Origin of the sequence: Candidatus Pantoea soli, from assembly GCF_007833795.1 — a bacterium.
Lineage (GTDB): Bacteria > Pseudomonadota > Gammaproteobacteria > Enterobacterales > Enterobacteriaceae > Pantoea > Pantoea soli.
On the sequence record NZ_CP032702.1, the window covers coordinates 1,208,963 to 1,233,578 of the forward strand.

19 protein-coding genes are annotated in these 24,616 nt (G+C 61.0%); 11 read left to right on the forward strand and 8 right to left on the reverse strand.

Going from position 1 to position 24,616, the window contains the following annotated elements:
- Positions 1 to 3: 3 nt before the first annotated feature.
- Together dusC and D8B20_RS05630 are read left to right on the forward strand one after the other, a co-directional pair.
- Positions 4 to 972 carry a tRNA dihydrouridine(16) synthase DusC gene (gene dusC / locus D8B20_RS05625; protein WP_145887906.1) on the forward strand — a complete coding sequence of 323 codons (969 nt, stop codon included), beginning with the start codon at positions 4 to 6 and terminating at the stop codon, positions 970 to 972.
- Positions 973 to 1,123: 151 nt separating this feature from the next.
- A complete protein-coding gene (locus D8B20_RS05630) occupies positions 1,124 to 2,329 on the forward strand; it encodes an MFS transporter (protein ID WP_145887908.1) in 1,206 nt (401 codons plus the stop codon).
- On the opposite strand, the gene ppk2 is transcribed toward D8B20_RS05630, so the two are convergent.
- Both ppk2 and D8B20_RS05640 read right to left on the reverse strand, forming a co-directional pair.
- Entirely contained in the window at positions 2,326 to 3,246 is a 921-nt protein-coding gene (gene ppk2, locus D8B20_RS05635) for a polyphosphate kinase 2 (RefSeq protein ID WP_145887910.1), read from the reverse strand. The genes D8B20_RS05630 and ppk2 overlap by 4 nt on opposite strands.
- 12 nt (positions 3,247 to 3,258) lie before the next feature.
- On the reverse strand, positions 3,259 to 4,863 hold the full coding sequence (locus D8B20_RS05640) for an inorganic phosphate transporter (RefSeq protein ID WP_145887913.1): 1,605 nt from the start codon (positions 4,861 to 4,863) through the stop codon (positions 3,259 to 3,261).
- A 165-nt stretch (positions 4,864 to 5,028) separates the two neighbouring features.
- Between D8B20_RS05640 and D8B20_RS05645 the strand changes: the two genes are divergently transcribed.
- Positions 5,029 to 6,054 carry a CorA family divalent cation transporter gene (locus tag D8B20_RS05645; protein WP_145887915.1) on the forward strand — a complete coding sequence of 342 codons (1,026 nt, stop codon included), beginning with the start codon at positions 5,029 to 5,031 and terminating at the stop codon, positions 6,052 to 6,054.
- Here D8B20_RS05645 and D8B20_RS21550 read toward each other — a convergent pair.
- From D8B20_RS21550 to D8B20_RS05655, 3 genes are all read right to left on the reverse strand, one after another.
- On the reverse strand, positions 6,051 to 6,224 hold the full coding sequence (locus D8B20_RS21550) for a hypothetical protein (RefSeq protein WP_186454404.1): 174 nt from the start codon (positions 6,222 to 6,224) through the stop codon (positions 6,051 to 6,053). The two genes, D8B20_RS05645 and D8B20_RS21550, sit on opposite strands and share 4 nt — an antisense overlap.
- Positions 6,225 to 6,235: 11 nt before the next feature.
- Positions 6,236 to 7,378 (reverse strand): L,D-transpeptidase family protein, encoded by a 1,143-nt coding sequence (locus tag D8B20_RS05650; protein WP_145887917.1) that lies wholly within the window; start codon positions 7,376 to 7,378, stop codon positions 6,236 to 6,238.
- A gap of 199 nt (positions 7,379 to 7,577) precedes the next feature.
- Positions 7,578 to 9,392, reverse strand: coding sequence for a glycoside hydrolase family 15 protein (locus D8B20_RS05655; RefSeq protein WP_145887919.1), 1,815 nt, complete (start codon positions 9,390 to 9,392; stop codon positions 7,578 to 7,580).
- Positions 9,393 to 9,510: 118 nt separating this feature from the next.
- On the opposite strand from D8B20_RS05655, the gene D8B20_RS05660 reads away from it, so the two are divergent.
- A complete protein-coding gene (locus D8B20_RS05660; RefSeq protein ID WP_145887921.1) occupies positions 9,511 to 10,290 on the forward strand; it encodes an SDR family oxidoreductase in 780 nt (259 codons plus the stop codon).
- On the opposite strand, the gene D8B20_RS05665 is transcribed toward D8B20_RS05660, so the two are convergent.
- Complete coding sequence (locus D8B20_RS05665; protein WP_145890416.1) at positions 10,287 to 10,862, reverse strand: DedA family protein; 576 nt, start codon at positions 10,860 to 10,862, stop codon at positions 10,287 to 10,289. The two genes, D8B20_RS05660 and D8B20_RS05665, sit on opposite strands and share 4 nt — an antisense overlap.
- Before the next feature lie 166 nt (positions 10,863 to 11,028).
- On the opposite strand from D8B20_RS05665, the gene D8B20_RS05670 reads away from it, so the two are divergent.
- The 3 genes from D8B20_RS05670 (at position 11,029) to D8B20_RS05680 (ending at position 15,431) form a co-directional block, all read left to right on the forward strand.
- Complete coding sequence (locus D8B20_RS05670) at positions 11,029 to 11,616, forward strand: Yip1 family protein (RefSeq protein ID WP_145887923.1); 588 nt, start codon at positions 11,029 to 11,031, stop codon at positions 11,614 to 11,616.
- A gap of 251 nt (positions 11,617 to 11,867) precedes the next feature.
- Complete coding sequence (gene pbpG / locus D8B20_RS05675) at positions 11,868 to 12,794, forward strand: D-alanyl-D-alanine endopeptidase (protein WP_145887925.1); 927 nt, start codon at positions 11,868 to 11,870, stop codon at positions 12,792 to 12,794.
- Positions 12,795 to 12,986: 192 nt separating this feature from the next.
- Positions 12,987 to 15,431: a DUF3772 domain-containing protein gene (locus D8B20_RS05680; RefSeq protein ID WP_145887927.1), complete on the forward strand. Its 2,445-nt coding sequence runs from the start codon at positions 12,987 to 12,989 to the stop codon at positions 15,429 to 15,431.
- Between the two features lie 39 nt (positions 15,432 to 15,470).
- Here the strand turns inward: D8B20_RS05680 and dld are convergent, their stop codons facing one another.
- Positions 15,471 to 17,180: a D-lactate dehydrogenase gene (dld, locus tag D8B20_RS05685; protein WP_145887928.1), complete on the reverse strand. Its 1,710-nt coding sequence runs from the start codon at positions 17,178 to 17,180 to the stop codon at positions 15,471 to 15,473.
- Positions 17,181 to 17,335: 155 nt separating this feature from the next.
- On the opposite strand from dld, the gene bglX reads away from it, so the two are divergent.
- On the forward strand, positions 17,336 to 19,633 hold the full coding sequence (bglX, locus tag D8B20_RS05690) for a beta-glucosidase BglX (protein WP_145887929.1): 2,298 nt from the start codon (positions 17,336 to 17,338) through the stop codon (positions 19,631 to 19,633).
- A 177-nt stretch (positions 19,634 to 19,810) separates the two neighbouring features.
- Positions 19,811 to 20,689, forward strand: a complete 879-nt coding sequence (locus D8B20_RS05695) for an oxygenase MpaB family protein (protein WP_370664121.1) — start codon at positions 19,811 to 19,813, stop codon at positions 20,687 to 20,689.
- Here D8B20_RS05695 and D8B20_RS05700 read toward each other — a convergent pair.
- Positions 20,680 to 20,973 carry a hypothetical protein gene (locus D8B20_RS05700; protein ID WP_145887931.1) on the reverse strand — a complete coding sequence of 98 codons (294 nt, stop codon included), beginning with the start codon at positions 20,971 to 20,973 and terminating at the stop codon, positions 20,680 to 20,682. The two genes, D8B20_RS05695 and D8B20_RS05700, sit on opposite strands and share 10 nt — an antisense overlap.
- Positions 20,974 to 21,196: 223 nt before the next feature.
- Here D8B20_RS05700 and D8B20_RS05705 point away from each other — a divergent pair, with 223 nt between their 5' ends.
- The gene (locus tag D8B20_RS05705; RefSeq protein WP_145887934.1) at positions 21,197 to 22,339 is read left to right on the forward strand and encodes a suppressor of fused domain protein; all 1,143 of its coding nucleotides are present in this window, start codon (positions 21,197 to 21,199) and stop codon (positions 22,337 to 22,339) included.
- A gap of 192 nt (positions 22,340 to 22,531) precedes the next feature.
- Positions 22,532 to 24,427: a methyl-accepting chemotaxis protein gene (locus D8B20_RS05710; RefSeq protein ID WP_145887935.1), complete on the forward strand. Its 1,896-nt coding sequence runs from the start codon at positions 22,532 to 22,534 to the stop codon at positions 24,425 to 24,427.
- Positions 24,428 to 24,616 lie beyond the last annotated feature (189 nt).

The following is a 24,616-nucleotide window of genomic DNA, read 5'->3' on the forward strand; positions in this document are numbered from 1 at the left end:
ACGATGCGGGTTTTACTGGCGCCCATGGAGGGCGTGCTGGATTCACTGGTCCGTGAGCTGCTCTCCGGCGTGAACGATTACGACCTGTGCGTCACCGAGTTTCTGCGCGTGGTCGATCAGCTGCTGCCGGTAAAATCCTTCTATCGTCTGTGCCCGGAGCTGCATCACCAAAGCCGCACGCCTTCCGGCACGCGGGTGCGGATGCAGCTGCTGGGCCAGTACCCGGAGTGGCTGGCGGAAAATGCCGCCCGTGCGGTGGAGCTGGGCTCCTGGGGCGTTGACCTCAACTGCGGCTGTCCATCGAAGCTGGTTAACGGCAGCGGCGGCGGTGCCACCCTGCTGAAAGATCCGGAGCTGATTTACCGCGGCGCGAAGGCGATGCGGGAAGCGGTGCCGGATCACCTGCCGGTCACAGTTAAAGTGCGGCTTGGCTGGGATTCCGGCGCGCGGCGCTTTGAGATCGCCGACGCGGTGCAGCAGGCCGGCGCCAGTGAACTGGTGGTGCATGGCCGCACCAAAGAGGATGGCTATCGCGCGGAGTGCATTAACTGGCAGGCGATTGGTGAAATCCGCCAGCGGCTGTCGATTCCGGTGATTGCCAATGGCGAAATCTGGAGCTGGCAGGATGCGCAGGAGTGTCTGCGCATTACCGGCTGTGACGCAGTAATGCTGGGACGCGGTGCGCTCAACATCCCCAATCTGGGCCGGGTGGTCAGGTATAATGAAGCGCCGATGGCGTGGGCTGAGGTGGTGCAACTGCTGCTGAAGTACACGCAGCTGGAGAAGCAGGGCGACACCGGCAACTATCACGTTGCGCGTATCAAACAGTGGCTCGGCTATCTGCGTAAAGCCTACACGGAGGCGGACGGCCTGTTCAGTGAGATCCGCACGCTGCGCGTCTCTGCTGAGATTGCTGCCGCCATTGAGCGTCATGCAGCACAGATACACGCGCCTGCCTGTCACACCGGGTAATGCCTGCCCGCTGGTTGCGGCATGACGCAGGGGCGTACCCTGCGGCTGCCTTTTCCCGCCGCGCAGTGAAAGTAAAAAAGCCGCGATCCTTAGCGTGCTAATCGGTATAGTGGAGGTTCGTTTCCACCCACGCACCTGACGCCCATCTTCCATGTCTGACGCCGCTGCACTGAGTAACGCTCAGTTAAATAAACGCATTCTCTCTGTCATCATCTTCACCTTTTTTTGCTACCTGTCGGTAGGGCTGCCGCTGGCGGTGCTGCCGGGGTTCGTGCATAACCAGCTGGGCTTCAGCTCATTTGTCGCCGGGCTTATCATCAGCCTGCAGTACTTTGCCACGCTGCTCAGCCGCCCGCACTCCGGCCGCCTGGCCGATCGCTACGGGCCCAAACGCGTGGTGATGATGGGGCTGGTGTGCTGCGGCCTGAGCGGGGTACTGTCCCTCGGTGCGGCGCTATGCAGCGCGGTGCCGCTGCTCAGTCTGGCGCTGCTGGCGCTGGGCCGGCTGTTCCTCGGCGTCGGGGAGAGCTTCAGCAGCACCGGGTCAACGCTGTGGGGGATGCACCTTGTCGGACCGCTGCAGACGGCGCGGGTCATCTCCTGGAACGGGGTGGCGACCTATTTCGCGATGGCGCTGGGTGCACCGCTCGGCGTGCTGCTTAACCAGGGATTTGGCCTCAGCGGCTTTGCCGGACTGGTGGCGCTGATGGGCATGGTGGGTTTCTGGATGGCCAGTGGCAAACCGGCGGTGAGCGTTACGGCGGGCGTGCGCATTCCGTTTCATCGCGTGGTCAGCCGCGTCTGGCTGTTTGGTCTGGCGCTGGGCTTCGGCACCATTGGTTTCGGCGTTATCTCCACCTTTATCACGCTCTATTTCGCCAGCCGCGGCTGGAGCGGGGCGGCGTTTGCGCTCACGCTGTTCAGCCTGGGCTTCGTGCTGGTGCGGCTGGTGTGCGGGCGCTATATCACCCGCTTTGGCGGCCTGACCGTCGCGCTGCTGTCGTTTGTGCTGGAGTGCGCCGGTCTGCTGCTGATCTGGCAGGCGGACAGCAGCGCGCTGGTGGATGTCGGGGCGTTTCTCACCGGCGCGGGCTTCTCGCTGGTGTTTCCGGCGCTTGGCGTCGAAGCGGTCAGGCGCGTATCGCCGCAGGACCAGGGCTCGGCGCTGGGCACCTATTCGGCGTTTCTTGATTTAGGCCTCGGGCTGACCGGGCCGGTTGCAGGCCTGCTGATTGGCCACTGGGGCATGCAGTCGGTCTATCTGGCGGCAGCGCTGATGGTGCTGGGGGCGTTTTTGATCACTCTGCGGCTCCAGCAGCACGGCCGCCGCGCTGCGGTGCAGACGCTCAGCCGTTAATATTTTTCCGGCACCACCATGTGCTCCGGCACCGGTGCGCGGCGATAGTCTTCATGACGCTCGCGCATCGGTAACATAATGGTTTTCTGCTCGCTCTCTTCGTAAGGCACCTGCTGCAGCAGATGGCTGATGCAGTTGAGGCGCGCGCGCTTTTTGTCGACGCCCTGCACCACCCACCATGGCGCTTCCGCAATATGGCTGCGCGCCAGCATCTCCTCTTTGGCTTCGGTGTAATCCTCCCAGCGCCGGCGACTCTCCAGGTCCATCGGGCTCAGCTTCCACTGTTTGAGCGGGTCGTGGATCCGGCTGAGAAAGCGCAGTTCCTGCTCCTCATCCGTGATAGAAAACCAGTACTTCACAATCTGAATGCCGCTGCGCGTCAGCATTTTTTCAAACTCCGGTACGCTGCGGTAGAACTCTTCCACCTCAGCGGCGTTGCAGAACCCCATGACGCGCTCCACGCCGGCCCGGTTGTACCAGCTGCGGTCAAACAGCACCATTTCACCGGCCGCCGGCAGGTGCGCGATGTAACGCTGAAAATACCACTGTGTTTTCTCCCGGTCGTTGGGGGCCGGCAGCGCCGCCACGCGGCAGGTGCGCGGATTCAGACGCTGCGTAATGCGTTTAATCACGCCGCCTTTGCCCGCCGCATCACGTCCTTCAAACAGAATCACCATGCGGTGGCCGGTGCGCATCACCCACTCCTGCAGCTTGACCAGCTCGCCCTGCAGGTGCAGCAGCTCGCGGAAGTAGCGGTGGCGAAACGCTTTAGCATCGTCGCTTTGTCCACTGTCGCCAGCGCTGAAGCGCAGATCGTCCAGCTCCATCTCCAGCTCTTCATCGTAGCTGTCATAGAACTCCTGCAGCAGACGCTGATTGAACGTTTCGCGCCGGAAGCCATTGTCGTGTGTGGCCATGATGTTTCCCCGTTACAAGTGAACAAAGAGGGCATAGAGCAGGCCGGCCAGCAGCACCGAGACCGGCAGCGTCAGCACCCATGCCATGGCCAGGTTGCGCAGCGTGGCCAGCTGCAGGCCGGATTTGTTGGCCGCCATGGAGCCGGCGACGCCGGAAGAGAGCACGTGGGTGGTGGAGACCGGCAGGCCGAAGGCGTCAGCCGCGCCGATAGTTGCCATGGCAACCAGCTCGGCGCTGGCTCCCTGCGCATAAGTCAGGTGGGTTTTACCGATGCGTTCGCCCACGGTAATGACAATGCGCCGCCAGCCAACCATGGTGCCGAGACCCAGCGCGATCGCCACCACCACTTTTACCCACATCGGAATAAAGCGGGTCGCGGCATCCAGCTCACTTTTTACCGCCGCCAGATTGCGCGCCGTCTCTTCCGGCAGCGCCACATTGGCGGTTTTCAGGTGCTTGATTGCTTCGGACGCCAGATACATGGCGTTGCGGGTATTGGTGACGGCCTGGGCAGGGATATTCTCCACCGAGCCGTACAGCCGAATCTGTTCGCCGATATCGCCCAGCATCATGCCCAGCGCGGGCAGCACCTGTGGCCGGTTCTGGTTAGTGCGCACAAATTCGGTCAGCACGTCGCGCGGTGCCGGCATCGCCGCTGGCGGCGACTGCAGCGCCAGCAGCTGCTGTTCTGTGACCTGCGTCAGGGCCGCCACGCGCGGGATCTGCTCCGGTGGCAGTGAACGGTTCAGGGCATAAGCGATGGGCATCGTGCCGACCAGAATCAGCATGATCAGCCCCATGCCTTTCTGGCCGTCATTGGAGCCGTGGGCAAAGGACACTCCGGTGCAGGTGAGGATCAGCAGGCCGCGAATCCACGCAGGCGGCGGGCGGTTGCTTTTTGGCGCTTCATACAGATGGCGATTGCGTACCAGCGCTTTCATTGCCAGCAGCAGCACGGCGGCGCAGACAAAGCCAATCACCGGTGACAGCAGCAGGGCGTAGCCCACTTTCAGCGCCTGGTCCCAGTCCACGCCGCTCATGCCGCTGCGGCCGTGCAGCAGCGCATTGGCCACGCCGACGCCGATAATTGAGCCGATCAGCGTATGTGACGAGGAGGAGGGCAGGCCGAAATACCAGGTGCCGAGGTTCCAGATAATGGCGGAAAACAGCAGCGCGTAGATCATGGCGAAGCCGTTCCCGCTGCCCGCCTGCAGGATCAGCTCCACCGGCAACAGGGAGATGATGCCGAAGGCCACCACGCCGCTGGAGAGCAGGACGCCCATGAAGTTACAGAATCCGGACCAGATCACCGCCGCGCCCGGCGACAGCGAGTGGGTATAGATCACCGTGGCGACCGCGTTGGCAGTATCGTGGAAGCCGTTCACAAACTCAAAGCCCAGCGCAATCAGCAGCGCCACGCCCAGCAGCACAAAGGGCACATAGCTGGTGACCACCGCGCCGGTTTCTTCAACATCGTTAAACAGGTTTATGCCGGTAAACAGCAGGCCCGCCACCAGCAGCACCAGAAAAATGATGCGCGAGAGGCGACCGCTGCCCTGATTCAGATCGGGACCGCTATGCGCGGATGATGATGCAGGAATACTGTTTTCAGCCATAACACACCCCCGGTGTGGATTGACGGTGCGCACGCGGCACCCGTTAATCGCAGTGTGATACGTGGTTTGTATGACAGAATGATGATCGGCAGGCGCGCTGTCATCCTGCTGTCATCTTCCTGTCGCAGGCTGTGGCTCTGACCGCTTCGGGATTATCACGCCGCTATGCTCCAGCCTGTCTTACCGCTCGCCGCCCTGCCGGATTTCAATAATGAAGTCGCCGGTCTGATCCACGGCTATCTGTTTATGCCGCAGGCGCTGCCGCAGCGGCTTAACGCCCGCGAGGCCACCCGGCTGGCCGGGGAGACGCTGCCGGAAAACGGCTTTCTCTGGCTGCACATTAACCTCAATCATGCGCGGGCCGAGCGCTGGGTTCAGGACCACTTTAAAGTGGACGACGATTTCTTTGACGAGATTCACTCGGCCTCACCGCGTACGCGCCTGGCGCAGCAAAACGATGCCCTGCTGGCGGTGCTCAATGACGTAACCTTCAGTCAGGAGGAGCGCAGCACACAGAATGCCACGCTGTGGATCTGGTGCTGTCCGCAGGTGATCGTAACCGCCCGCTATCGGCCGGTCGGGATGATTGAGCGCATGCATCAGCAGATTGAACAGCTGCCTTTTACCGCGCCGGATACCCTGCTGCTGTGGCTGCTGGGCGAACAGGAGGCGCAGCTGGAGCAGGTGGTACGGCGCACCAGCCAGGCGGTGGACGCCATTGAAGAGCGGCTGCTGAGTGCAGCGATCAAAGCAAACCGCAGCGAACTGGGGCGCCTGCGCCGTATGCTGCTGCGCGTGCAGCGGCTGCTGGCACCGGAGCCGGCCGCGCTGTTCCGTCTGCTTAACCGGCCGCCAAAATGGCTGAACCGTGAGCCACTTGCGGAGCTACGCATTTTTACGGAGGAGTTCAGCGTGGCGCTGAACGATCTTGCCAGCCTGATGGAGCGTATTCGCTTGCTGCAAGAGGAGATCGCCGCCAGCCTGATGGAGCAGAGCAACCGCACGCTGTTTTTGCTGACGGTGATTACCGTGCTGGCGCTGCCGATTAACATCGTGGCCGGTTTCTTTGGCATGAACGTTGGCGGCATTCCGCTGGCGAATAACCCGCACGGTTTTCTGCTGCTGGTGATAGTGGTGCTGGTGTTTACGCTGGTAGCCGGCTGGCTGGCGTTACGCCGGCCACAAAATTAACCCCGCTGTCCGGCGACATGATGGTTGCCGTCAGCGCCGCTGACCGCGGGCGGGGCGGGGGACGGCGCGAGGGTTTCCGGCGACAGGAAGCGTATCCGGCACGGACGATCAACGGCGCCGGGCGGTGCACCGGCAATAAAAAAGCCAGCCCGCAGGCTGGCTTTTTCCATGACGCTTCGCCTTACAGGCTGTTGCCGGTGGCCGGCTGTGCCGGAGCCGGTGCCGCTGGCTCAGCCGGCGCGGCAGGGGCAGATGGCTGCGTCTGCGGCGCGTCAGCGGGCTGCTGCGCAGCGGCCTGTGGCGCAACTGCCGTGGCACCCTGCGGCGTCATCGGCTCTTCTTTTGGCATGGCATCCGCCGATTCCTGAACCGCCACCGGGGCAGGCATCGCTTCGCCTGGCTGACCGTTAATTTTGGTCGGCATACCGCTACGCGCCTGGATGGCGTTGTTCACCGCATCCTGATTCGTGCTGGCATCGGCCACCACTTTGGTCACGGCCTGCGTCAGGCTGATCGGCACCAGTTCACGGGAGTTGAACTGTTCTTCGGTGGTCGAGAGCGGATTGTGGACTTCAATGTAGCGTGAACCATCGGGCTCAACGGTGGCTTTTACCGGCTGATCGATAAACTGCACGCGCGTGCCAACCGGAACATTGTCATACAGCCATTTGATGTCGTCGGCACGCAGACGCACGCAGCCGTGGCTGACGCGCAGACCGATACCAAAGTTGGCGTTGGTGCCGTGAATGGCGTACAGACGGCCGATGTAGAGCGCATACAGGCCCATCGGGTTATCCGGGCCAGCCGGGAAGACGGCCGGAATGCTTTCGCCGCGCGCCGCATACTCCGCGTGCATCGCTTTAGTCGGGGTCCAGGTCGGGCCGGCTTTTTTACGCTCAACCGCGGTGGTCCAGTTTACCGGCGTGTCTTTGCCCAGCTCACCGATACCAATAGGCAGCACTACCACGGTTTTGGTGCCTTTTGGATAGTAATAGAGGCGCATTTCAGCGCTGTTGATCACGATGCCTTCACGCGGCGCGTCGGGCAGGATCAGCTGCTGGGGAATCACCATTTTGGTGCCGGCTTTTGGCAGGTAAACGTCTACGCCCGGGTTGGCTTCCAGCATGTTGCTGAGGCCCATCTGATACTGGGCGGCAAAGGCTTCCAGCGGCAGTTTACTGTCATCCGGGACAGTGATTTCAATGTTTTCACCAATCAGACGGCTATTTGCTGCGGGCAGCGGATAGACGACTGCAAAGGCCGACTGGCTGAACGCCGCCAGTGCGAGGGCGAGTGAAGCGAACGCGCGAATGCTTTTTTTCATGTTTTTACAAGTCGTTATGGCCATATTTCAGGCTTGTCAGTGTGTCGAACCCATCGTGGTCAGTGTGACCCGCTGCGCATTATATGTGCATAGGCGCAATGATGGGAATCAGGATTTGTGTCGGCTGAAGATACTTTACGCAAAAACCACCACTTAACAGACTATTCTCTTTGCGTGTCAGCCCGAAATGTGAATTTTACTACGGCTGCCAGAGCGTCACCTCCCCGCTGAGTTTGCGGTTCAGGAAAAAGGCGGCACTGATCAGCGCCAGATGCGTCAGCGCCTGCGGCATATTGCCGAGCGCATGGCCGTGGCTGGTAAACTCTTCGGCATAGAGCCCGAGCGGATTGGCGTAGCTCAGCAGTTTTTCAAACTCAAAATGTGCCTCCTGCACCCGTCCTGCCCGCGCCAGACACTCTACGTACCAGAATGAACAGGCGGCAAAGGCGCCTTCGCCACCCGCCAGCGCGTCGGCCGGCGTCTCGCTGATGTTATAACGGCGCACCAGACCGTCGCTCACCAGGTTGTCGCGAATGGCATCCAGCGTGGCAAGCCACTCCGGATCGGTCGAGCTGACAAAGCGCACCAGCGGCATCAGCAGCATGGAAGCGTCCAGATATTGCCCGCCGCGCGTGGCGGTGAAATGGCCGCACTCCGCGTTCCAGAAGTTGTGCCAGATATCGTCGCGTATCTCGCTGCGCACCTGGTCCCAGCGCGCATAGGGCATGGGCAGCGAGCGCTTCATGCCCAGGCGCAGCGCCCGGTCCAGCGCCACCCAGCACATCAGCCGCGAATGCAGAAAATGCTCCGGCTCGCCGCGCATCTCCCAGATACCGGCATCCGGCTGGTTCCAGTTATCGCAGACGTAATCGATCATGCTGGAGACGTGCCGCCAGCCGCGATGCGATATCGCTTCGCCATATTTGTTCGCCAGATAGATGGCATCCATCAGTTCGCCGTAGATATCCAGCTGCGTCTGCCGCCAGGCGTCATTGCCAATGCGTACCGGGCGCGAACCGGCGTAGCCGGAGAGGTTGAGCAGCTCGGTTTCATGCAGTTCGGTCCCGCTGTCGAGGCGGTACATCACCTGCAGATGCGGTGTGTCATCGTGGCTGTGCTCAACGCAGCGCCCAACCCAGCGGGTAAAATCGTGCGCTTCTTCGACGTAACCCAGACGCATCAGCGCGTACATGCTGAAAGAGGCATCGCGTATCCACGAGGCGCGATAGTCCCAGTTGCGCTCGCCGCCCGGCTCTTCCGGCAGGCCAAAGGTTGCCGCTGCGGCAATGGAGCCGTGCTGGTGCGAGGTCAGCAGCTTCAGCGCCAGCGCCGAGCGCGTCACCATCTCACGCCAGCGGCCGCGATAGGAGCTGTGGCTGCTCCAGCGCCGCCAGTACGCCAGCGTGTCGCGGAAACAGCGTTCGGTGTTGATGGTCGCGACATGCGGATCGTCATCGTTGCCGAAGACAAACTCTGCGTGCTCGCCGGCCTGCAGGGTAAACTGCGCCACCGCGCTGTCCTCTTCGCGCGTCATCACCACGGTGGCGCTCAGGCGCAGCGCTGGCTGGCCCTCTGCCAGAAAAGCGATGCCGCCGGGACGGCTCTCCGTGCGGGTGTCAGCGCGCGCATAATCGTGCCGCGGTGCGCAGCGCAGATGAAAGGTGGCGGAGCCGCGCACCATCTTTACGCGGCGCACCAGCCGCGGCACCTTGCTGCTTTCGTCGCAGATGGGCATGTAATCGGTGATCTCGGCCACACCGGTCTCATCCAGCCAGCGGGTTTGCAGGATATTGGTATCGGGCAGGTAGAGCTGCTGCTGGCGTGCGTGCGGCCATGCCGGTGCCAGTGAGAACAAACCGGCGTCGTCGCTGTCGAGCAGGGCGGCAAAGATCGATGGGCTGTCCAGCGCCGGCCAGCACAAATAATCAATGGTGCCGTCATTGGCAATCAGTGCGCAGGTGCGCAAATCGCCGACGACGCCGTGGTCGTCTATTCTGCGTTTAACGGTGCTCATCCTGCCTCCTTAACCTTATCTGATTGTTAACTATAGCCGAGACGGTTAAGTCGGCCGCCATGAGGCACAGATCGATAACTTCTATACTGTGTGAACACCCACTCAGCAGGAGAACGTTATGACGCTGCGCAAACAGAAAGTCGCCGTAGTCACCGCATCAGATTCAGGGATTGGTCGCAGCTGTGCCGTTATGCTGGCAGAAGCCGGTTACACCGTCGGTATCACCTGGCGCTCGGACGAAGAGGGCGCGCACGAAACGGCACGTCTGGTGGAGAGTAAAGGGCAGCAGGCGCAGGTGCGGCAGCTGGATCTGTCAGACCCGCAAGCCGGTGGTCAGCAGCTGGCGCAGCTGATCAATTCGCTCGGGCGCATTGACGTGCTGGTAAACAACGCGGGCACCATGAACAAGGCGGATTTTCTCGATCTGAGCTTTGAAGCGTGGCGCCAGGTTATGACGGTTGACGTGGATGGCGCGTTTGTCTGCGGCCAGATCGCCGCCCGTCATATGGTGGATCAGGGCGACGGCGGGCGCATTATCAATATCACCTCGGTGCATGAACACACGCCGCTACCGGATGCCGCCGCCTATACCGCCGCCAAGCATGCGCTGGGCGGCCTGACCAAATCCATGGCGCTGAGCCTGCTGCCGCACCATATCCTGGTGAACGCCGTAGCGCCCGGTGCGATTGCCACCGCCATGAACGATCTGAGCGACAACGAAACCCAGAGCCGGCGCATGCCGGAAATTCCGATTGGTCGCCCTGGCGATACGCGCGAAATTGCCAGCTTAGTCGCCTGGCTGTGCTCTGAGTGGGCGACTTATACCACCGGGCAATCCTTCATTGTCGACGGCGGTTTTATGCTGGCCAATCCGCAGTTTAAGGGCTATCACAGCTAACCGGCACGGCGGCGATTCCAGCGACGGATCAGGTAACGCAGCAGGATGCCAAAGACAATCGCCGCCACCAGCCACACCACGTGTTTGAGATGCTGGTCCAGTTTATGCAGCCACGGCGTAATGATTTCGCCGGCAAAATAGCCCAGCGTGACAAAAATCAGTGACCAGATTGCCGCACCGATGACGTTCAGTACGAAAAAGCGCAGCGGCTTCAGGCGGCTGGTGCCAATGATAATCGGTCCGATGATACGAAAGCCGTACATAAAGCGGACGCCAATCACAAACAGACTTGGGCGTTTCTGAATCAGCCGGTTGGCTTTGCGAATCGTATCCTGATGTTTTTTGAATCGGCGCAGGATGCGGGTGCCATAACGTCGCCCCAGCCAGAACAGCAGCTGATCGCCAATAATTCCGCCGCCCATCGCGGCCAGTACCACGCCGCTGAAATGCAGCAGGCCTTCGTGTGCCGCCACCCCCCCCAGTAAGGTGAAGGTTTCCCCTTCGGCGATACAGCCAATCAGCAGCGCCAGATAGCCATACTGGGTAATTAATCCATTGATATCGAGATGCAATTTATCCTCCATGCAGAATTCAGGCCTGGTAACAGTCTAGCCCAGGCGGCTTTTTTTGTGCTGCTGACCGCAAAAACAGGCGTCCCGGTTATACTTGAAGGGAAGCTGCCTGCGCCATCCGGCTGATTGCAGTACGGGCAGCCCGTCGCATCAGAGGAGTGATTGTATGAATCATGTCTGGGGTCTTCTGTCGCATCCTGACCAGGAAATGCGCGATATCAAGCAGGAAAACGAGAGCGTTTCACACCATTACACCCACCATGTACTGCTGATGGCGGCGATCCCGGTGATCTGCGCCTTTGTCGGTACCACACAGTTCGGGTGGAACCTGGGTGAAGGGCAATATGTTCAACTCAACCTTCTGACCGGTTTCGGTCTGGGCATTCTGTTTTATCTGATCATTTTGGGCGGCGTCGGGGTAATGGGCCGCGTCATTCACTGGATGGCACGTGACTATCCGCAGCGTCCGGGCATTGCGCGCTGCACCGTGTTTGCCGGCTATGTGGCCACGCCGCTGTTTATCAGCGGGCTGGTGGCGCTCTATCCGCTGGTGTGGCTGTGTGTGCTGGCCGGTGCCGCGGCGCTGCTCTACACCGGCTATCTGCTCTATGTGGGCATTCCGGTGTTTCTCAATATTGACCGCGATGAGAGCCTGCGTTTTTCCGGGTCGACGCTGGCCATTGGCGTGCTGGTATTCGAAGTGCTGCTGGCGCTGACCGTGGTGCTGTGGGGATATGGCCCGCGACTGTTCTGAACCACATCAATGCCATAGCGAGGTAGCGGCGCACGGGCTGACACCCGCAAGCGCGCCGCTACCGGCAGCGCGGGTTGGCGCGCTGACCGTCTCTTCTGCCCGGGCTTTTAACGCCCGGAAACAAACTACCTAAGAAATTTCTCAGGCATCGGCGTATGATGCTGCTGCCAGCCCGCGTCCCGTCAGGCCTGATGCGTGCGGCCTGTGTCACTGACACAGCGCAAAACCCCACTTCGGATTTTTTTGACACGATGTCTGTAAAAATGCGTATTTCATTACTGTCGCTGGCGCTGTTTATCGCCGCGCCCGCCGCCGTGACGCCAGCCGTTGCCGCGACCAGACTGTCGGACCTGGCGCCGATTGCCCAGCCGCAGATCGCCTCCGGCAGCGCGATGATTGTCGATCTCGACAACAATAAAGTCCTGTTCTCCAGCCACCCGAACCGGGTGCGTCCCATCGCCTCGATCACCAAAGTGATGACCGCGATGGTGGTGCTGGATGCCAGACTGCCGATGGATGAGATGCTGACGGTCGACATCAGCCAGACGCCGGAAATGCGCGGCGTGTTCTCCCGCGTAAAGCTCAACAGCCAGATCAGCCGGCGCAACATGCTGCTGCTGGCGCTGATGTCATCGGAAAACCGTGCGGCAGCCAGCCTGGCGCACCACTATCCCGGCGGCTATGATGCGTTTATCCGCGCGATGAACGCCAAAGCGCGTGCGCTGGGGATGACGCACACCCGCTACGTTGAACCGACCGGTTTATCGATTCAAAACGTCTCCAGCGCGGAAGACCTGGTGAAACTGCTGAAAGCGACCCGACAGTATCCGCTGCTGGGCCAGCTCAGCACCACGAAAGAGGAGACGGCGGTGTTCCAGCACCCCAGCTATGCGCTGCCGTTCCGCAACACCAATCACCTGGTTTATAAAAATGACTGGCGCATTCAGCTGACCAAAACCGGTTACACCGATGAAGCCGGACACTGCCTGGTGATGCGTACGGTGATCAACAACCGGCCGGTGGCGCTGGTGGTGCTGGATGCCTTTGGCAAGTACACCCATTTTGCGGATGCCAACCGCCTGCGCGACTGGCTGGAAACCGGCAAAGCCGCGCCGGTGCCGGCCGCGGCGCTGGCGTATAAAAAGCAGAAGGCCGGGCTGACCGCCGCCAACGAATAGCGCGTTTTCTGCGGCAGGGCGGTCGCGCCGGGCAACTGCCCCGCACGGCCCTCTGCCGCAGCAGAAGTATAAAAATCGCTTATCGTCAGCACCAGGGTTTTACACCACCATTCCTATAGTTTACGGCCCGGCAACCGCCTACACTGGCGGCCATTCACCTTAACCTGGCCCTTACGCTGGAATTTCACTTTTATGTTTAAGCTTCGCTCTCTGTTTACGCCGTTTTTGCTGCTGCTGGTGCTGATGACGCCGGCACTGAGCCTGGCGGATGACACCACCGCGCCTGCGCAGCAGGAAGAGGATGCGGCACCGAAAGTTAATCCTTCGGTGGAACTGCCGAAGATGCAGAAAATCCTCGACAAAATCAAAGGCCAGGTCTCTGGCGATACCAATGAAAACCAGCTGAATCAGCTCAACGAAATGGCGCTGGAGCTGTCGGGCAATGCGGAAACGCTGGGCCAGGCGCTGGTGCCGCAGCTGCAGCAGCTGGATGCGCAGCTGGCCGTGCTGGGCCCGGCACCCAAAGCGGACAGCGGCGTCAAAGAGACGCCGGAAGTGACGCGCAAGCGCGCCACGCTGGAGAGCCAGAAAAGCAAGCTGGCCGACCAGATCAAGCAGGCCGACGGCATCAAAAACGGTGCGCTGGTCCTGTCATCGCAAATCGTTAACCTGCGCCGTGACCAGCTGAAAAATCAGCTGGCGCTGAACTCCGGCAGTATTCTCGGGCCGCGCTTCTGGGCACCGCTGGTCAGCCGGCAGGATCTGGACGGTGAAAAGATCAGCGATTTCGTCGGCGAACTGCAGGACACCGCCGCGCTCTCCTGGGAACCGGGCTGGCGGATGGGCACCGTGGGCTGGCTGCTGGCCGCGATGCTGGTGATGACGCTGGGCCGCCGCTACAGCGAAGAGTTCCTGGCGTGGGTCAGCATCAATAAAATGCCAGAAGGGCGCCTGCGCCGCAGCTTCCTCGCGGCCGCCATTGCGCTGACCACGCTGATGGCCGTGGTACTGACCTATAACTTTATGGCGCTGGCGTTCACCCGCCGCGATGAAGTTTCGGCGGATGTGCAGGACTTCGTCGAGCGTCTGGCGCAGGTCAGCGTCTATTGCGGACTGATTGCTGGCCTGGGACGCGCGTTCCTCTCCACGCGCCGTCCGAGCTGGCGTTTACCGGCCATCTCCAATGAAGTGGCGCTGGCGCTCAAGCCGTTCCCGCCGATTACCGCGGCGCTGGTGTTTATCTTCCAGACCGCCGAATCGTTTAACTACACGGTCGGCACCAGCCTGAACACCACGATTTTTGCCAACGGCCTGACGGCGCTGCTGATTGGCAGCACTGGCCTGGCGATCAGCATGCGGACCAACCGCGTGCGCCGCCGCATGGCGCAGGAGGGCAACCCGCCGGAGGCGCGGCCCACCGTGGTCGGCCTGGTGCAGCTGGCGCTGACGCTCACCGCCGTGGCGGTGCTGCTGTCGCTGATCATTGGCTACGTTACGCTGGCGCGCTTCCTCAGCTATGAGCTGATCTGGTGCGGCATTCTGTTCGGCGCCTTCTATTTCCTCAGCCATCTGGTGAATGACGGCTGCGAGAGCCTGTTCTCGGTCAGCAGCGCCACCGGTAAACGGCTGCAGACCTCACTGAACATTGATGAGCGCTATCTGCAGCAGGCGGCCACGCTGCTTAGCGCACTCGGCAAAACCGTGCTGGTGGGCTTTGTGGCGCTGGCGCTGCTGAACGGCACTTTTGCGTCCTCCACGCCGATTGAGCTAATCCAGAAGGTGATTGAGTTCTGGGGCGGTAAAGGGCTGGAGTCGCTGAACATTGTGCCGGCGCACATGGTCAATGCCATCCTCTGCCTGGTGGTGGGCATCTACGTGCTGCGTTCGGTGCGTCGCTGGCTGGATAAAGATTTCCTGCCGAAAACCACCATGGATATCGGCATGCGCGTGTCGCTGGTGACGCTGTTCAGCAATATTGGCTATGTGCTGGTGATCCTGCTGACGCTGTCGATCATGGGCCTGCAGTGGAACAAGCTGGCGTGGATTGTCAGCGCCCTGTCGGTGGGTATCGGTTTCGGCCTGCAGGAGATCGTGAAGAACTTTATCTCCGGCCTGATCCTGCTGACCGAGCGCCCGGTGAAAGTGGGCGATCTGGTGAGCATCAGCGGCATTGAAGGGGATATCCGCCGCATCAACGTGCGCGCCACTGAGATCCAGCTGGGCGATAAATCCACGGTGATTGTGCCGAACTCGCAGCTGATTTCGCAGAACGTGCGCAACGCCACCATGGGCAATGCGCAGGGCGTGGTCACTATTCAGCTGACCTTCCCGCTGGATATCGATCCGGTGCAGGTGCGTGAGCTGCTGCTGGAGGTGTACCGCGAGAACGAGCGCATTCTGGAAACGCCGGAGCCGTCAGTTTCGTTCAAAGACCTGACGCCAGGCGGCATTGTGCTGAGCGTCACCGGCAACGTGGCCAGCCAGCGGCAGATTGCCGGCGCGAAGAGTGATTTGCTGTTCGATATCCTGACGCGTCTGCGTAAAGAGGGCATTGTGCTGTCCACGCCGCAGACGATGATTATTGAACGACGCGCCGTGCCGGCAGGCACCGCGAACGACGGGGAATCGCTGGTCTGATACCTGCGCGTAGCGGCGCTAACCGCGCCGCTGACGTCGTCAGGCTTTCACCGCCCAGCCTTTCTGCTTGCTGGTTTTGCCAATGCCCGGATTGAAGGTATTGGTGGGATCCAGCTGGCGATAAAACGCCTGCAGCTGCGGTTTGGCGTGATACAAATGCCCGACATTGTGCTCCGCCGGGTACTCCGCGCCGCGCTGATTGAGTATGGCCAGCATCCGCTCCTTCAGTGCGTGCACATCCACGCCTTTCTTCACGATGTAATCCTGATGGAAAACGTGGCAGAAGAAGTGACCGTAGTAGAGACGGTGAAGCAGATCCTGATCAAACTCCGGCGGCAGCTGCTCAAACCACGCCTCATCGTTGCGGCGCAGCGCAATATCCAGCGCCAGAATGTCTTCCACTTCATCCGCATGCACCGCGTGATAGCGCACGGCCGCCCCGGCGGCGGCAAAGCGATGCAGGAAAGCGTGCGCCCCCTCTTTCGCGTCACAGACAAAAAATTCGCCGCCGCCTTCGCGGAAATACTCCTGCAGATACGCCTGCGCTTCCGCCACGCCCTCGCCGGACATTTTCAGCATCAGGTGATGTTCAAACTTATCGCGATACAGCTTGAGCCGTTTGGGCAGGTGGGATGGCAGCCAGCCGCTGATACGCTGCAGCAGGCGATCGGTGAGATGCGGTTTAAACAGGCGCCGCTTCGCCAGCCAGGCATCCACGCGCCCCTTCAGGGTGAAAAACAGCGGCATTTTGTCGGTGCCGAGTTTATCAATCATCACAAAGGTGTCTTTGCCGTAGACCTCCGCAATATCAAAAATATCGCGGTGCATATACTCACCGGCCACCGGCAGATGGGTAAACTCCGCCAGAATATGGCGGCGGATATCGCTCAGCGTGGCCGGGTCGTTGGTGCCGATATAAAACACCTGCTGCTTCGGTTCCGTCGGGAAGGTGTCCAGCCGCACGGCGAACACCGCCAGCTTGCCGGCACAGCCGGAGGCTTCAAACAGACGGCGTGCATCGGCGTTGAAGCGCGCCGGCGTATCGGCATGAATATCGCGTACGCGGGTGGCGTAGTCGTGATCGGACGCATGACGGCTATCCCAGCGCACGTCTGCCTGCTGCCAGCGGTCATCGTCCAGACGCCCCAGCATCTCCTCAGGCGAGCTGCCCAGCTCGATCCCCAGATGATTGACCAGCCTGAGCGTACCGGCGGCATCCACCTGCGCATAGAGCGCCATTTCGCTGTAGGCCGGGCCGCGTTTAATCAGCGAGCCGCCGGAGTTATTACAGATACCGCCCATCACCGACGCGCCGATGCACGAGGAGCCAATAACCGAGTGCGGTTCGCGTCCCAGCGGCTTCAGGGTTTTTTCCAGCTGATAGAGGGTGCTGCCGGGGAACGCCAGGATTTGTTTGCCGCCGTCAATCAGCTGCAGCTTATCCAGGCGTCGGGTACTGATGATCACCACCGGCCGGTCGTAATCGTTGCCGTTGGGCGTGGAGCCTTCGGTCAGGCCGGTATTGGCAGCCTGCATCAGAATGACCGCATCGGCGCTGACCAGCGACTGCAGCACGCGCCATAGCTCCAGCAGCGAGCCGGGAAACACCACGGCCAGCGCCTCGCCTTCGCCGGAGCGGAACCCCTTGCGGTAGCGCGCGGTCTGCTCTGCGTCGGCCAGCAGATTGGCTGGCCCCACCAGGCGGCGTAAATCGGCCAGCAGGGCAGCACAGGAAGTCTGGGTATTCATGAGCCTATCCTTGTCGTTAACATGGCGCTTCTACTGTAGCATGCGTCAGCAGCGTGGTCGCGGTGTGACATTGGCGGCTACCTGCTATCCTCATCTTGTGGCAAACTGCCCCGGCTATTCCGATATTGCGCAGTCACTTAAGAGAACCCGACCTGATGAAATGGATTTACTCTGTTAGCCTCGCTGTCTCCCTTGCCATGCAGCCTGCTTTTGCAGATACCCTGTCTGGCCCGCATCCCATGACTGAACAGGCGCGCGACGCCTATGTGAATCAGCTGCTCAGCAAGATGACCCTCGATGAGAAAATCGGTCAGATGCGCCTGATCAGCGTAGGGCCGGATACGCCAAAAGAGGCGATTCGGGATATGATCCAGCATGGTCAGGTCGGGGCCATTTTTAACACCGTGACGCGGCCCGATATCCGCGCGATGCAGGACCAGGTGATGCAACTCAGCCGCCTGAAAATTCCGCTGTTTTTTGCCTACGATGTGGTTCACGGTCAGCGCACCATTTTCCCGATCCCGCTCGGTCTGGCGTCCAGCTGGGATCTGGATGCCGTGAGCGAAGTGGGGCGCGTTTCCGCCTATGAAGCCGCCGACGACGGCCTCAACATGACGTGGGCACCGATGGTCGACGTCACGCGCGAACCGCGCTGGGGCCGCGGCTCTGAAGGCTTTGGTGAAGATACCTTCCTGACCTCACAAATGGGCAGCACCATGGTGAAAGCGATGCAGGGCAAGAGCGCCGCAGATCGCTATGCGGTGATGACCAGCGTGAAGCACTTTGCCGCCTATGGCGCAGTGGAGGGCGGTCGTGATTACAACACCGTGGACATGAGCCCGCAGCGCCTGTTCCAGGATTACCTGCCGCCGTACAAAGCCTCGCTGGATGCCGGCAGCGGCGGGGTGATGGTGGCGCTGAACTCCCTCAACGGCACCCCGGCTACCGCCGACAGCTGGCTGCTGAAAGATCTGCTGCGCGGCGAGTGGAAATTCAAAGGCATCACCATCAGTGACCACGGCGCGATTAAAGAGCTGATTAAACATGGCGTGGCCAGCGATCCGCAGGAAGCCGTGCGTATTGCGCTGAAATCCGGCATCGACATGAGCATGAGCGACGAGTACTACAGCAAATACCTGCCGGGCCTGGTGAAGAGCGGCGCGGTGACCATGGCAGAGATTGACGATGCGGCGCGTCACGTGCTGAACGTGAAATATGACATGGGGCTGTTTAACGATCCGTACAGCCACTTAGGACCAAAGGGCAGCGACCCGCAGGACACCAACGCCGAGAGCCGTCTGCACCGGGCCGAAGCGCGCGACGTGGCGCGCAAAAGCATGGTGCTGCTGAAAAACTGGCGTGAAACCCTGCCGCTGAAAAAAACGGCAACGGTGGCGCTGGTCGGGCCGCTGGCGGACAGCCAGCGTGACATCATGGGCAGCTGGTCAGCGGCCGGGGTGGCGAAGCAGTCCATTACGCTGCTGCAGGGCATGCGCAATGCCATGAACGGCAAAGGCACCGTGCTGTATGCCAAAGGGGCAAACATTTCGGATAACAAAGGCATCCAGAACTTCCTCAACCTCTATGAGCAAGCGGTCAGCGTGGATACGCGCACGCCGCAGCAGATGATTGACGAAGCGGTTGCGCAGGCGAAAAAAGCCGATGTGGTGGTGGCGGCCGTCGGCGAAGCGCAGGGCATGGCGCATGAGGCCTCCAGCCGCAGCGAGCTCGCGCTCCCGGCAAGCCAGCAGAAGCTGCTGGCGGCGCTGAAAGCCACCGGCAAACCGCTGGTGATTGTGCTGATGAATGGCCGTGCGCTGACGCTGGTGAACGAAGATAAGCTGGCCGATGCGATGCTGGAGACCTGGTTCAGCGGCACTGAAGGCGGCAACGCCATCGCGGATGTCCTGTTCGGTGACTACAATCCTTCAGGCAAGCTGCCGGTCACCTTCCCGCGTTCCGTGGGCCAGATCCCGCTCTATTACAATCACCTGCCCACCGGGCGACCTTATAACTTCGAGAAACCGAATAAGTACACCTCGCACTACTATGACGCGATCAACGGCCCGCTCTATCCGTTTGGTTACGGCCTGAGCTACACCACCTTTACGGTGTCTCCGGTAAAAATGTCCTCCCGGACCCTGCCGCGCAACGGCACGGTAGAAGCCAGCGTCACGGTGACCAACACCGGCAAGCGCGCAGGCGCCACGGTGGTACAGATGTACCTGAACGATCCGGTGGCCAGCCTGAGCCGTCCGGTGCAGGAGCTGCGCGGCTTTAAGCGCATCATGCTGCAGGCGGGGGAATCGCAGACGGTGCGCTTTAAGATTGATGCCGAAGCGCTGAAATTCTGGAATCAGAAGATGCAGCACGTCGCGGAGCCAGGCAAATTTAACGTTATGATTGGTCTGGATTCGGTGCGGACGCAGGACGCGCAGTTTGATTATTTATAAGTAAGCCGTGCCGTCCTCCGGCTGCTCTCCGGGCGAAAGGAGGACGGCGCAATAGTCGCGCCGGTGCGGCCGGGCGACAGCGCCCGCCAGGCGCAGAACGTAATACCCGCCGGTCTGCGCCGCGGTCCTGTCACGGCAGCGGGCCGGCATATCATCCTCCATGACACTGACCCCATCATGACTATTCGCCAGCGTATCGAACAGCAGGTCTTTCGCCTGAATGGCCTGTCACTCAATGAATTTGATCTCTCCCAGCCACCCGGCGATCCCGGCCTGTTCGGACCGGATCACATCATCTGGCGCATTCACGGGGATTTTCCCGCCATGCTGTGTGGGGGCATCAGTGCGCTGATGCTGCAGATGCTGCATCCGGCGGCGCTGGCAGGCGTGTGGGATCACTCAAATTTTCGTGAGGACATGCTGGGCCGGCTGCGGCGCACCAGCCAGTTTATTGCCGTCACCACCTTCGGTAACACCCATGATGCACATCTGCTGCTTGATCGCGTTAAACGCATCCATCTGCGGGTGAGCGGCGTGGATAACACCGGTAAAGCCTATGCCGCCAGCGATCCGCATCTGCTTACCTGGGTACACGTCGCGGAAACCAGCCGTTTTCTTGCCGCGCATCTGCGCTACAAAAATCCGCAGCTCAGCGTGGCGGATCAGAATCGCTATTACGCTGAGGCCGCGCTGATTGCAGAAGCGCTCGGCGCACAGCAGGTGCCGAAGAGCGTGCCGGCGGTCGAGGCGTATTTACAGGCGATGCGTCCGGCGCTGGTGTTTGACGATCGTACCCGCGAAGTGCTGCAGCTGCTGGTTAACGCCCCGGCACCCAGCCGTCTGGCGAAGCCGGGCATGCGCGTGATGCTGACGGCGGGCCGGGCTTTGCTGCCGGACTGGGCACAGCAGCTGATGGGCCAGCCGGTCGGACCGCTGACGCAGTGGCGGGTGGACAAGGAGATGGCGGTGATGGCGGCCCTGCTGCGCTGGTCAATTCAGCGCGGCGCCTGGGCGCGCGCGATGCAGCGTATGGGGCGGGACGCGCGCTACAGGTGAAATTCATCCTGCTTGCGGGTGTAGGTGCGCGGCGTGCGTGCGGCGTGCTGTGAACGCAGGTACCGCTGCTGGTAGTGGTGCAGCAGCATGCCCAGGCTAAGACCCATCAGCGCCAGCGGCAGCAGGCTGTCGTACGGGTCCGGCGGCAGCCACAGCCACAGCGCACCGCCGGCAAGCAGCAGCGCCAGCGCCGTCATCATCCATGTATAGCGCAACAGCAGCCACGCCAGCACCGCAAATATCACCCCATCAGTCAGGTTCAGATCGAGATCGTGCAGCATCATGTCCAGCCCTTCACCAGCAAGTGTGGGCTGACGATAACATGCGAAGCGGCGCGTGAATCGCGAAAAGATCTGAAGCATTGCGGCAGCGCGCCCCGGCAAACATCAGCACGCCTTAACTGACGTGCGGCACTTTGAGATTTTTACCCTTGTGTCGCATGGCGTGAGTGCCGATCCTGCTCTATTCTCGGGGAAAACGGACCCCTGCTTGCATTGTCGAGGCGTTATGACACACCAACCTCTGATTGCTGAGGTGCCGAATCAGCAACATACATTAACCGCCATCGTCGAACAGGACGCGCGCACCGCCTACTTCTACATCTGGCCGAACGATCTGTTTCGCAGCCAGTATGCGGTACGCGGCTGCTGGCTCCGCAACCTGCTGCCGGCACCGGCGCAGGAAGATCGCGCGGCGATGGAGCAGGGCATCGCGCCGCTGCTCAGCGCAGAGTATTGCCGCACGCTTGAAGCGGAACCGATGCTTGATCCGGCAGGTCTGCAAATCTTATGGGAACCGAGCGATGACGGTGCCGCCCTCTGGTACTACGGCCAGCTGCTGGCGGTGATCCCCGGCTGGAGCCTGTATCAGGACAAGCAGGTGAGCTTCTCGGCCGGCTGCATCAAAGAGAACCGCCTGACCGCGCCGCTCGGCTCGGCTTCCACCAATGAATACTACGCCCGCGCCGAGCAGCAGCGTCACTTCTGGCGCGACTGGCACGACGGCCACCTGTGGGACGTGGTGCAGCGCGAGCTGATGCAGAGTTATCAGGCGCAGTTTGGCGAATCGGTCAAATACTACGCGATTGATCAGGGCAGCTGGCCGCCGATGGCGATTTCTCAGCACTGGCATCGCGGCGTGTGGTACTTCCTGACCCTGGGGATGAGCATTCGCCCGATGCCGCAGGTGGATTACCTGTTTGATGAACTGGCACCGCAGTACCGCCGCGTCGAGCTGGCAATGGCGGTGGATGGCGAAGTGATGACCGAAGCCAATGCGGTGCAGATGGCCAGTGCGCTGGCGGAGTTTGCGCATCTGCCGTGGGCACGTCTGACCTGGCTCGGTGAAGGGCACTCGCTGGCCTCTGAAGTGGCGCCGGTGGGCTTTGAAAGTTTCCTGCTGGCGAATGGCCTCGCCCCGGAGGCGGCGCAGTTCCGTCTGCCGAAGCGCGACGGCGATCGCCCTGCGTTGCTGTGGGCGACGCCGATCACCGAGGCAGAGCGGCAGTTTGCCCAGGCGGACGATCGCGGCGGCCAGCTGCTGCTGCAGCGGTTGCTAGCCGACGGTAACGATCACGTGTTTCGCCCGCGCCAGGAGGTGGTGGAGTCTGCGCCACCGTCGCCGCCTGCCACGCCGCCAGGCCAGCGCTGAAAGCGCGGCTGTTTTTCCGCCGGCGAGGGCCGCGCCGTTCAGCGGCGGGCCGACCGGCGGTGATTATCGATAAACCCATCATCACGCCCTGCAACGATTTAGTGATTCTGTGATCGCGCGCACCTCAAGTTCTTTTTTAACGAGCCGTTAACCTCGATCAGGCAACTCGCCAACCAGGGTAAGGGCACTGAGATGTTAAAAACCACACAATCACGTTTTACTGCAACACTGGTCATTTTCTTTGTTGTGTTAATGCTGATCACCGTTCTGGTGATCAATCAGTTTATTGCGCCACAGCTCACGCAGAATGAAAGTCGTCTGGTGCGATACGAGGTTGATGGCCTCGCCAGTCGCATCGTTGAACAAATGAACCGGGTGCAGGCGCAGCAGCGCGCCATCACCGAAGCCGCTGGCGTGATGGACAGCGCCACCATTGATACGCTGTTGCCGGCGCTGGTTAACCAGTATCAGGACAGCAACGTATTCGGCGGCGGGATCTGGCCGCTGCCTAACCGTCGCGATCCGGCCAAAGAGAAAGACAGTACCTTCTTTGCGCGTAACGCCAGCAACCAGTTGCAGGTAAACACCTACTGGAACTCAGACGCGGCGGATAAATACTGGGAGCAGCCGTGGTACAAAGATGGCCTCGCGGCAGCCAAAGGGCAGTGTGCGTGGGCGAAGGCGTATCAGGATGCGGCCAGTCCGCAGCCGCGTACCAACTGTGCCATGACCATCTACCGGGACGGCACCGCGTGGGGCGTCGCGACCATTGACGTCACGCTGGGCTTCTTTAACCAGCTGGCGCAGAAGATGGGTGAAGCGATCCACGGCCGCGTGCTGATTGTGGAGGCCGATGGCAAAGTGGTCGGCAATGCGGCGCTGGTGGATGGCACGCCGAAGCTGGAAAACCTCTCTGACACCCAGCTGCCGATGGCCGCTGCGCTGAAAGGCCTGCTGACGCAGGGCAGCAGCCAGCCGACGCAAACCACCTTTAACGGCGAAGATGGCGAACACACGCTGTTCCTGCAGGCCATTCCCGGCAGCCCGTGGTATCTCGCCAGCGATGTGCCTTCCAGCCTGCTGGACGCGCAGACCCACAGCATGCTGACGCGCCTCGGCCTGGTGCAGATTCCGCTGGCGGTGATTCTGCTGCTGGTACTGCTGGGCTTTGTGCGCGCCATGATGAAACGCCTCAACCTGCTTCATCGCAACATTGAAGCGCTCTCCACCGGCGGTGCCGATTTAACCCAGCGTCTGCCGGCCAGCAACAGTCCGGAGTTCAACGCCGTGGCGCAAAGCTTCAACCAGTTCATTAGCTATCTGCAGGGACTGATGCGTCAGGTGGGCGACAGCGCTCTGGCGATCACCGCCGCCTCGCGTGAGATTGCCAGCGGCAACGCCGATCTCTCTGCGCGCACGGAATCGCAGGCCAGTTCAATTGTACAAACCGCGGCGTCCATGGAAGAGCTGACGGGAACGGTGCGTCAGAACGCCGATAACGCCACCCATGCCAACCAGCTGGCCGATGGCGCGTCCCAGGTTGCCGCACGCGGTACAGACGTGGTGCGTCAGGTGGTCAGCACCATGGGCGCGATTAACCACTCGTCACGCAAAGTGGTGGATATCATCAGCGTTATCGACAGCATTGCCTTCCAGACCAATATTCTGGCACTGAACGCGGCGGTGGAAGCGGCACGTGCCGGTGAGCAGGGGCGCGGTTTTGCCGTGGTGGCCTCGGAAGTGCGTAACCTCGCGCAGCGCTCAGCCAACTCTGCGCGGGAAATTAAAAAGCTGATTGAGGAGTCGGTGGCGAATATCGACACCGGCAGTCAGCTGGTGGAGCAGGCCGGTCAGACCATGGATGAACTGATGCAGGGAGTCAGCAGCGTGACCACCCTGATGAGCGAAATCATGTCTGCCAGCCGTGAACAGAGTCTGGGCATTGAACAGGTTAACCAGGCGATCACGCAGCTGGATGGCAGCACGCAGCAGAATGCCGCGCTGGTAGAACAGGTGTCATCGGCTGCGCGCGCGATGGAAGAACAGAGCGTGCAGCTGGAGCAGGTGGTCCAGAGCTTCAGACTGTAATTTTCCCGCAGCAAACCGTAGCGGCGCAGCCAGATATTGCGCCGCTACTCTCACTTTTCCCGCCTTTTTCTGCTGAATTCCGCCATCACTGCTACGCTTAAAGCTTAACGCGACAGCGCACGGAATGTGCGCAATTTCCTCCGCCGCCGCCTCAGGGATTGTGTACAATGCCTGGGATTTTTCCTAAGG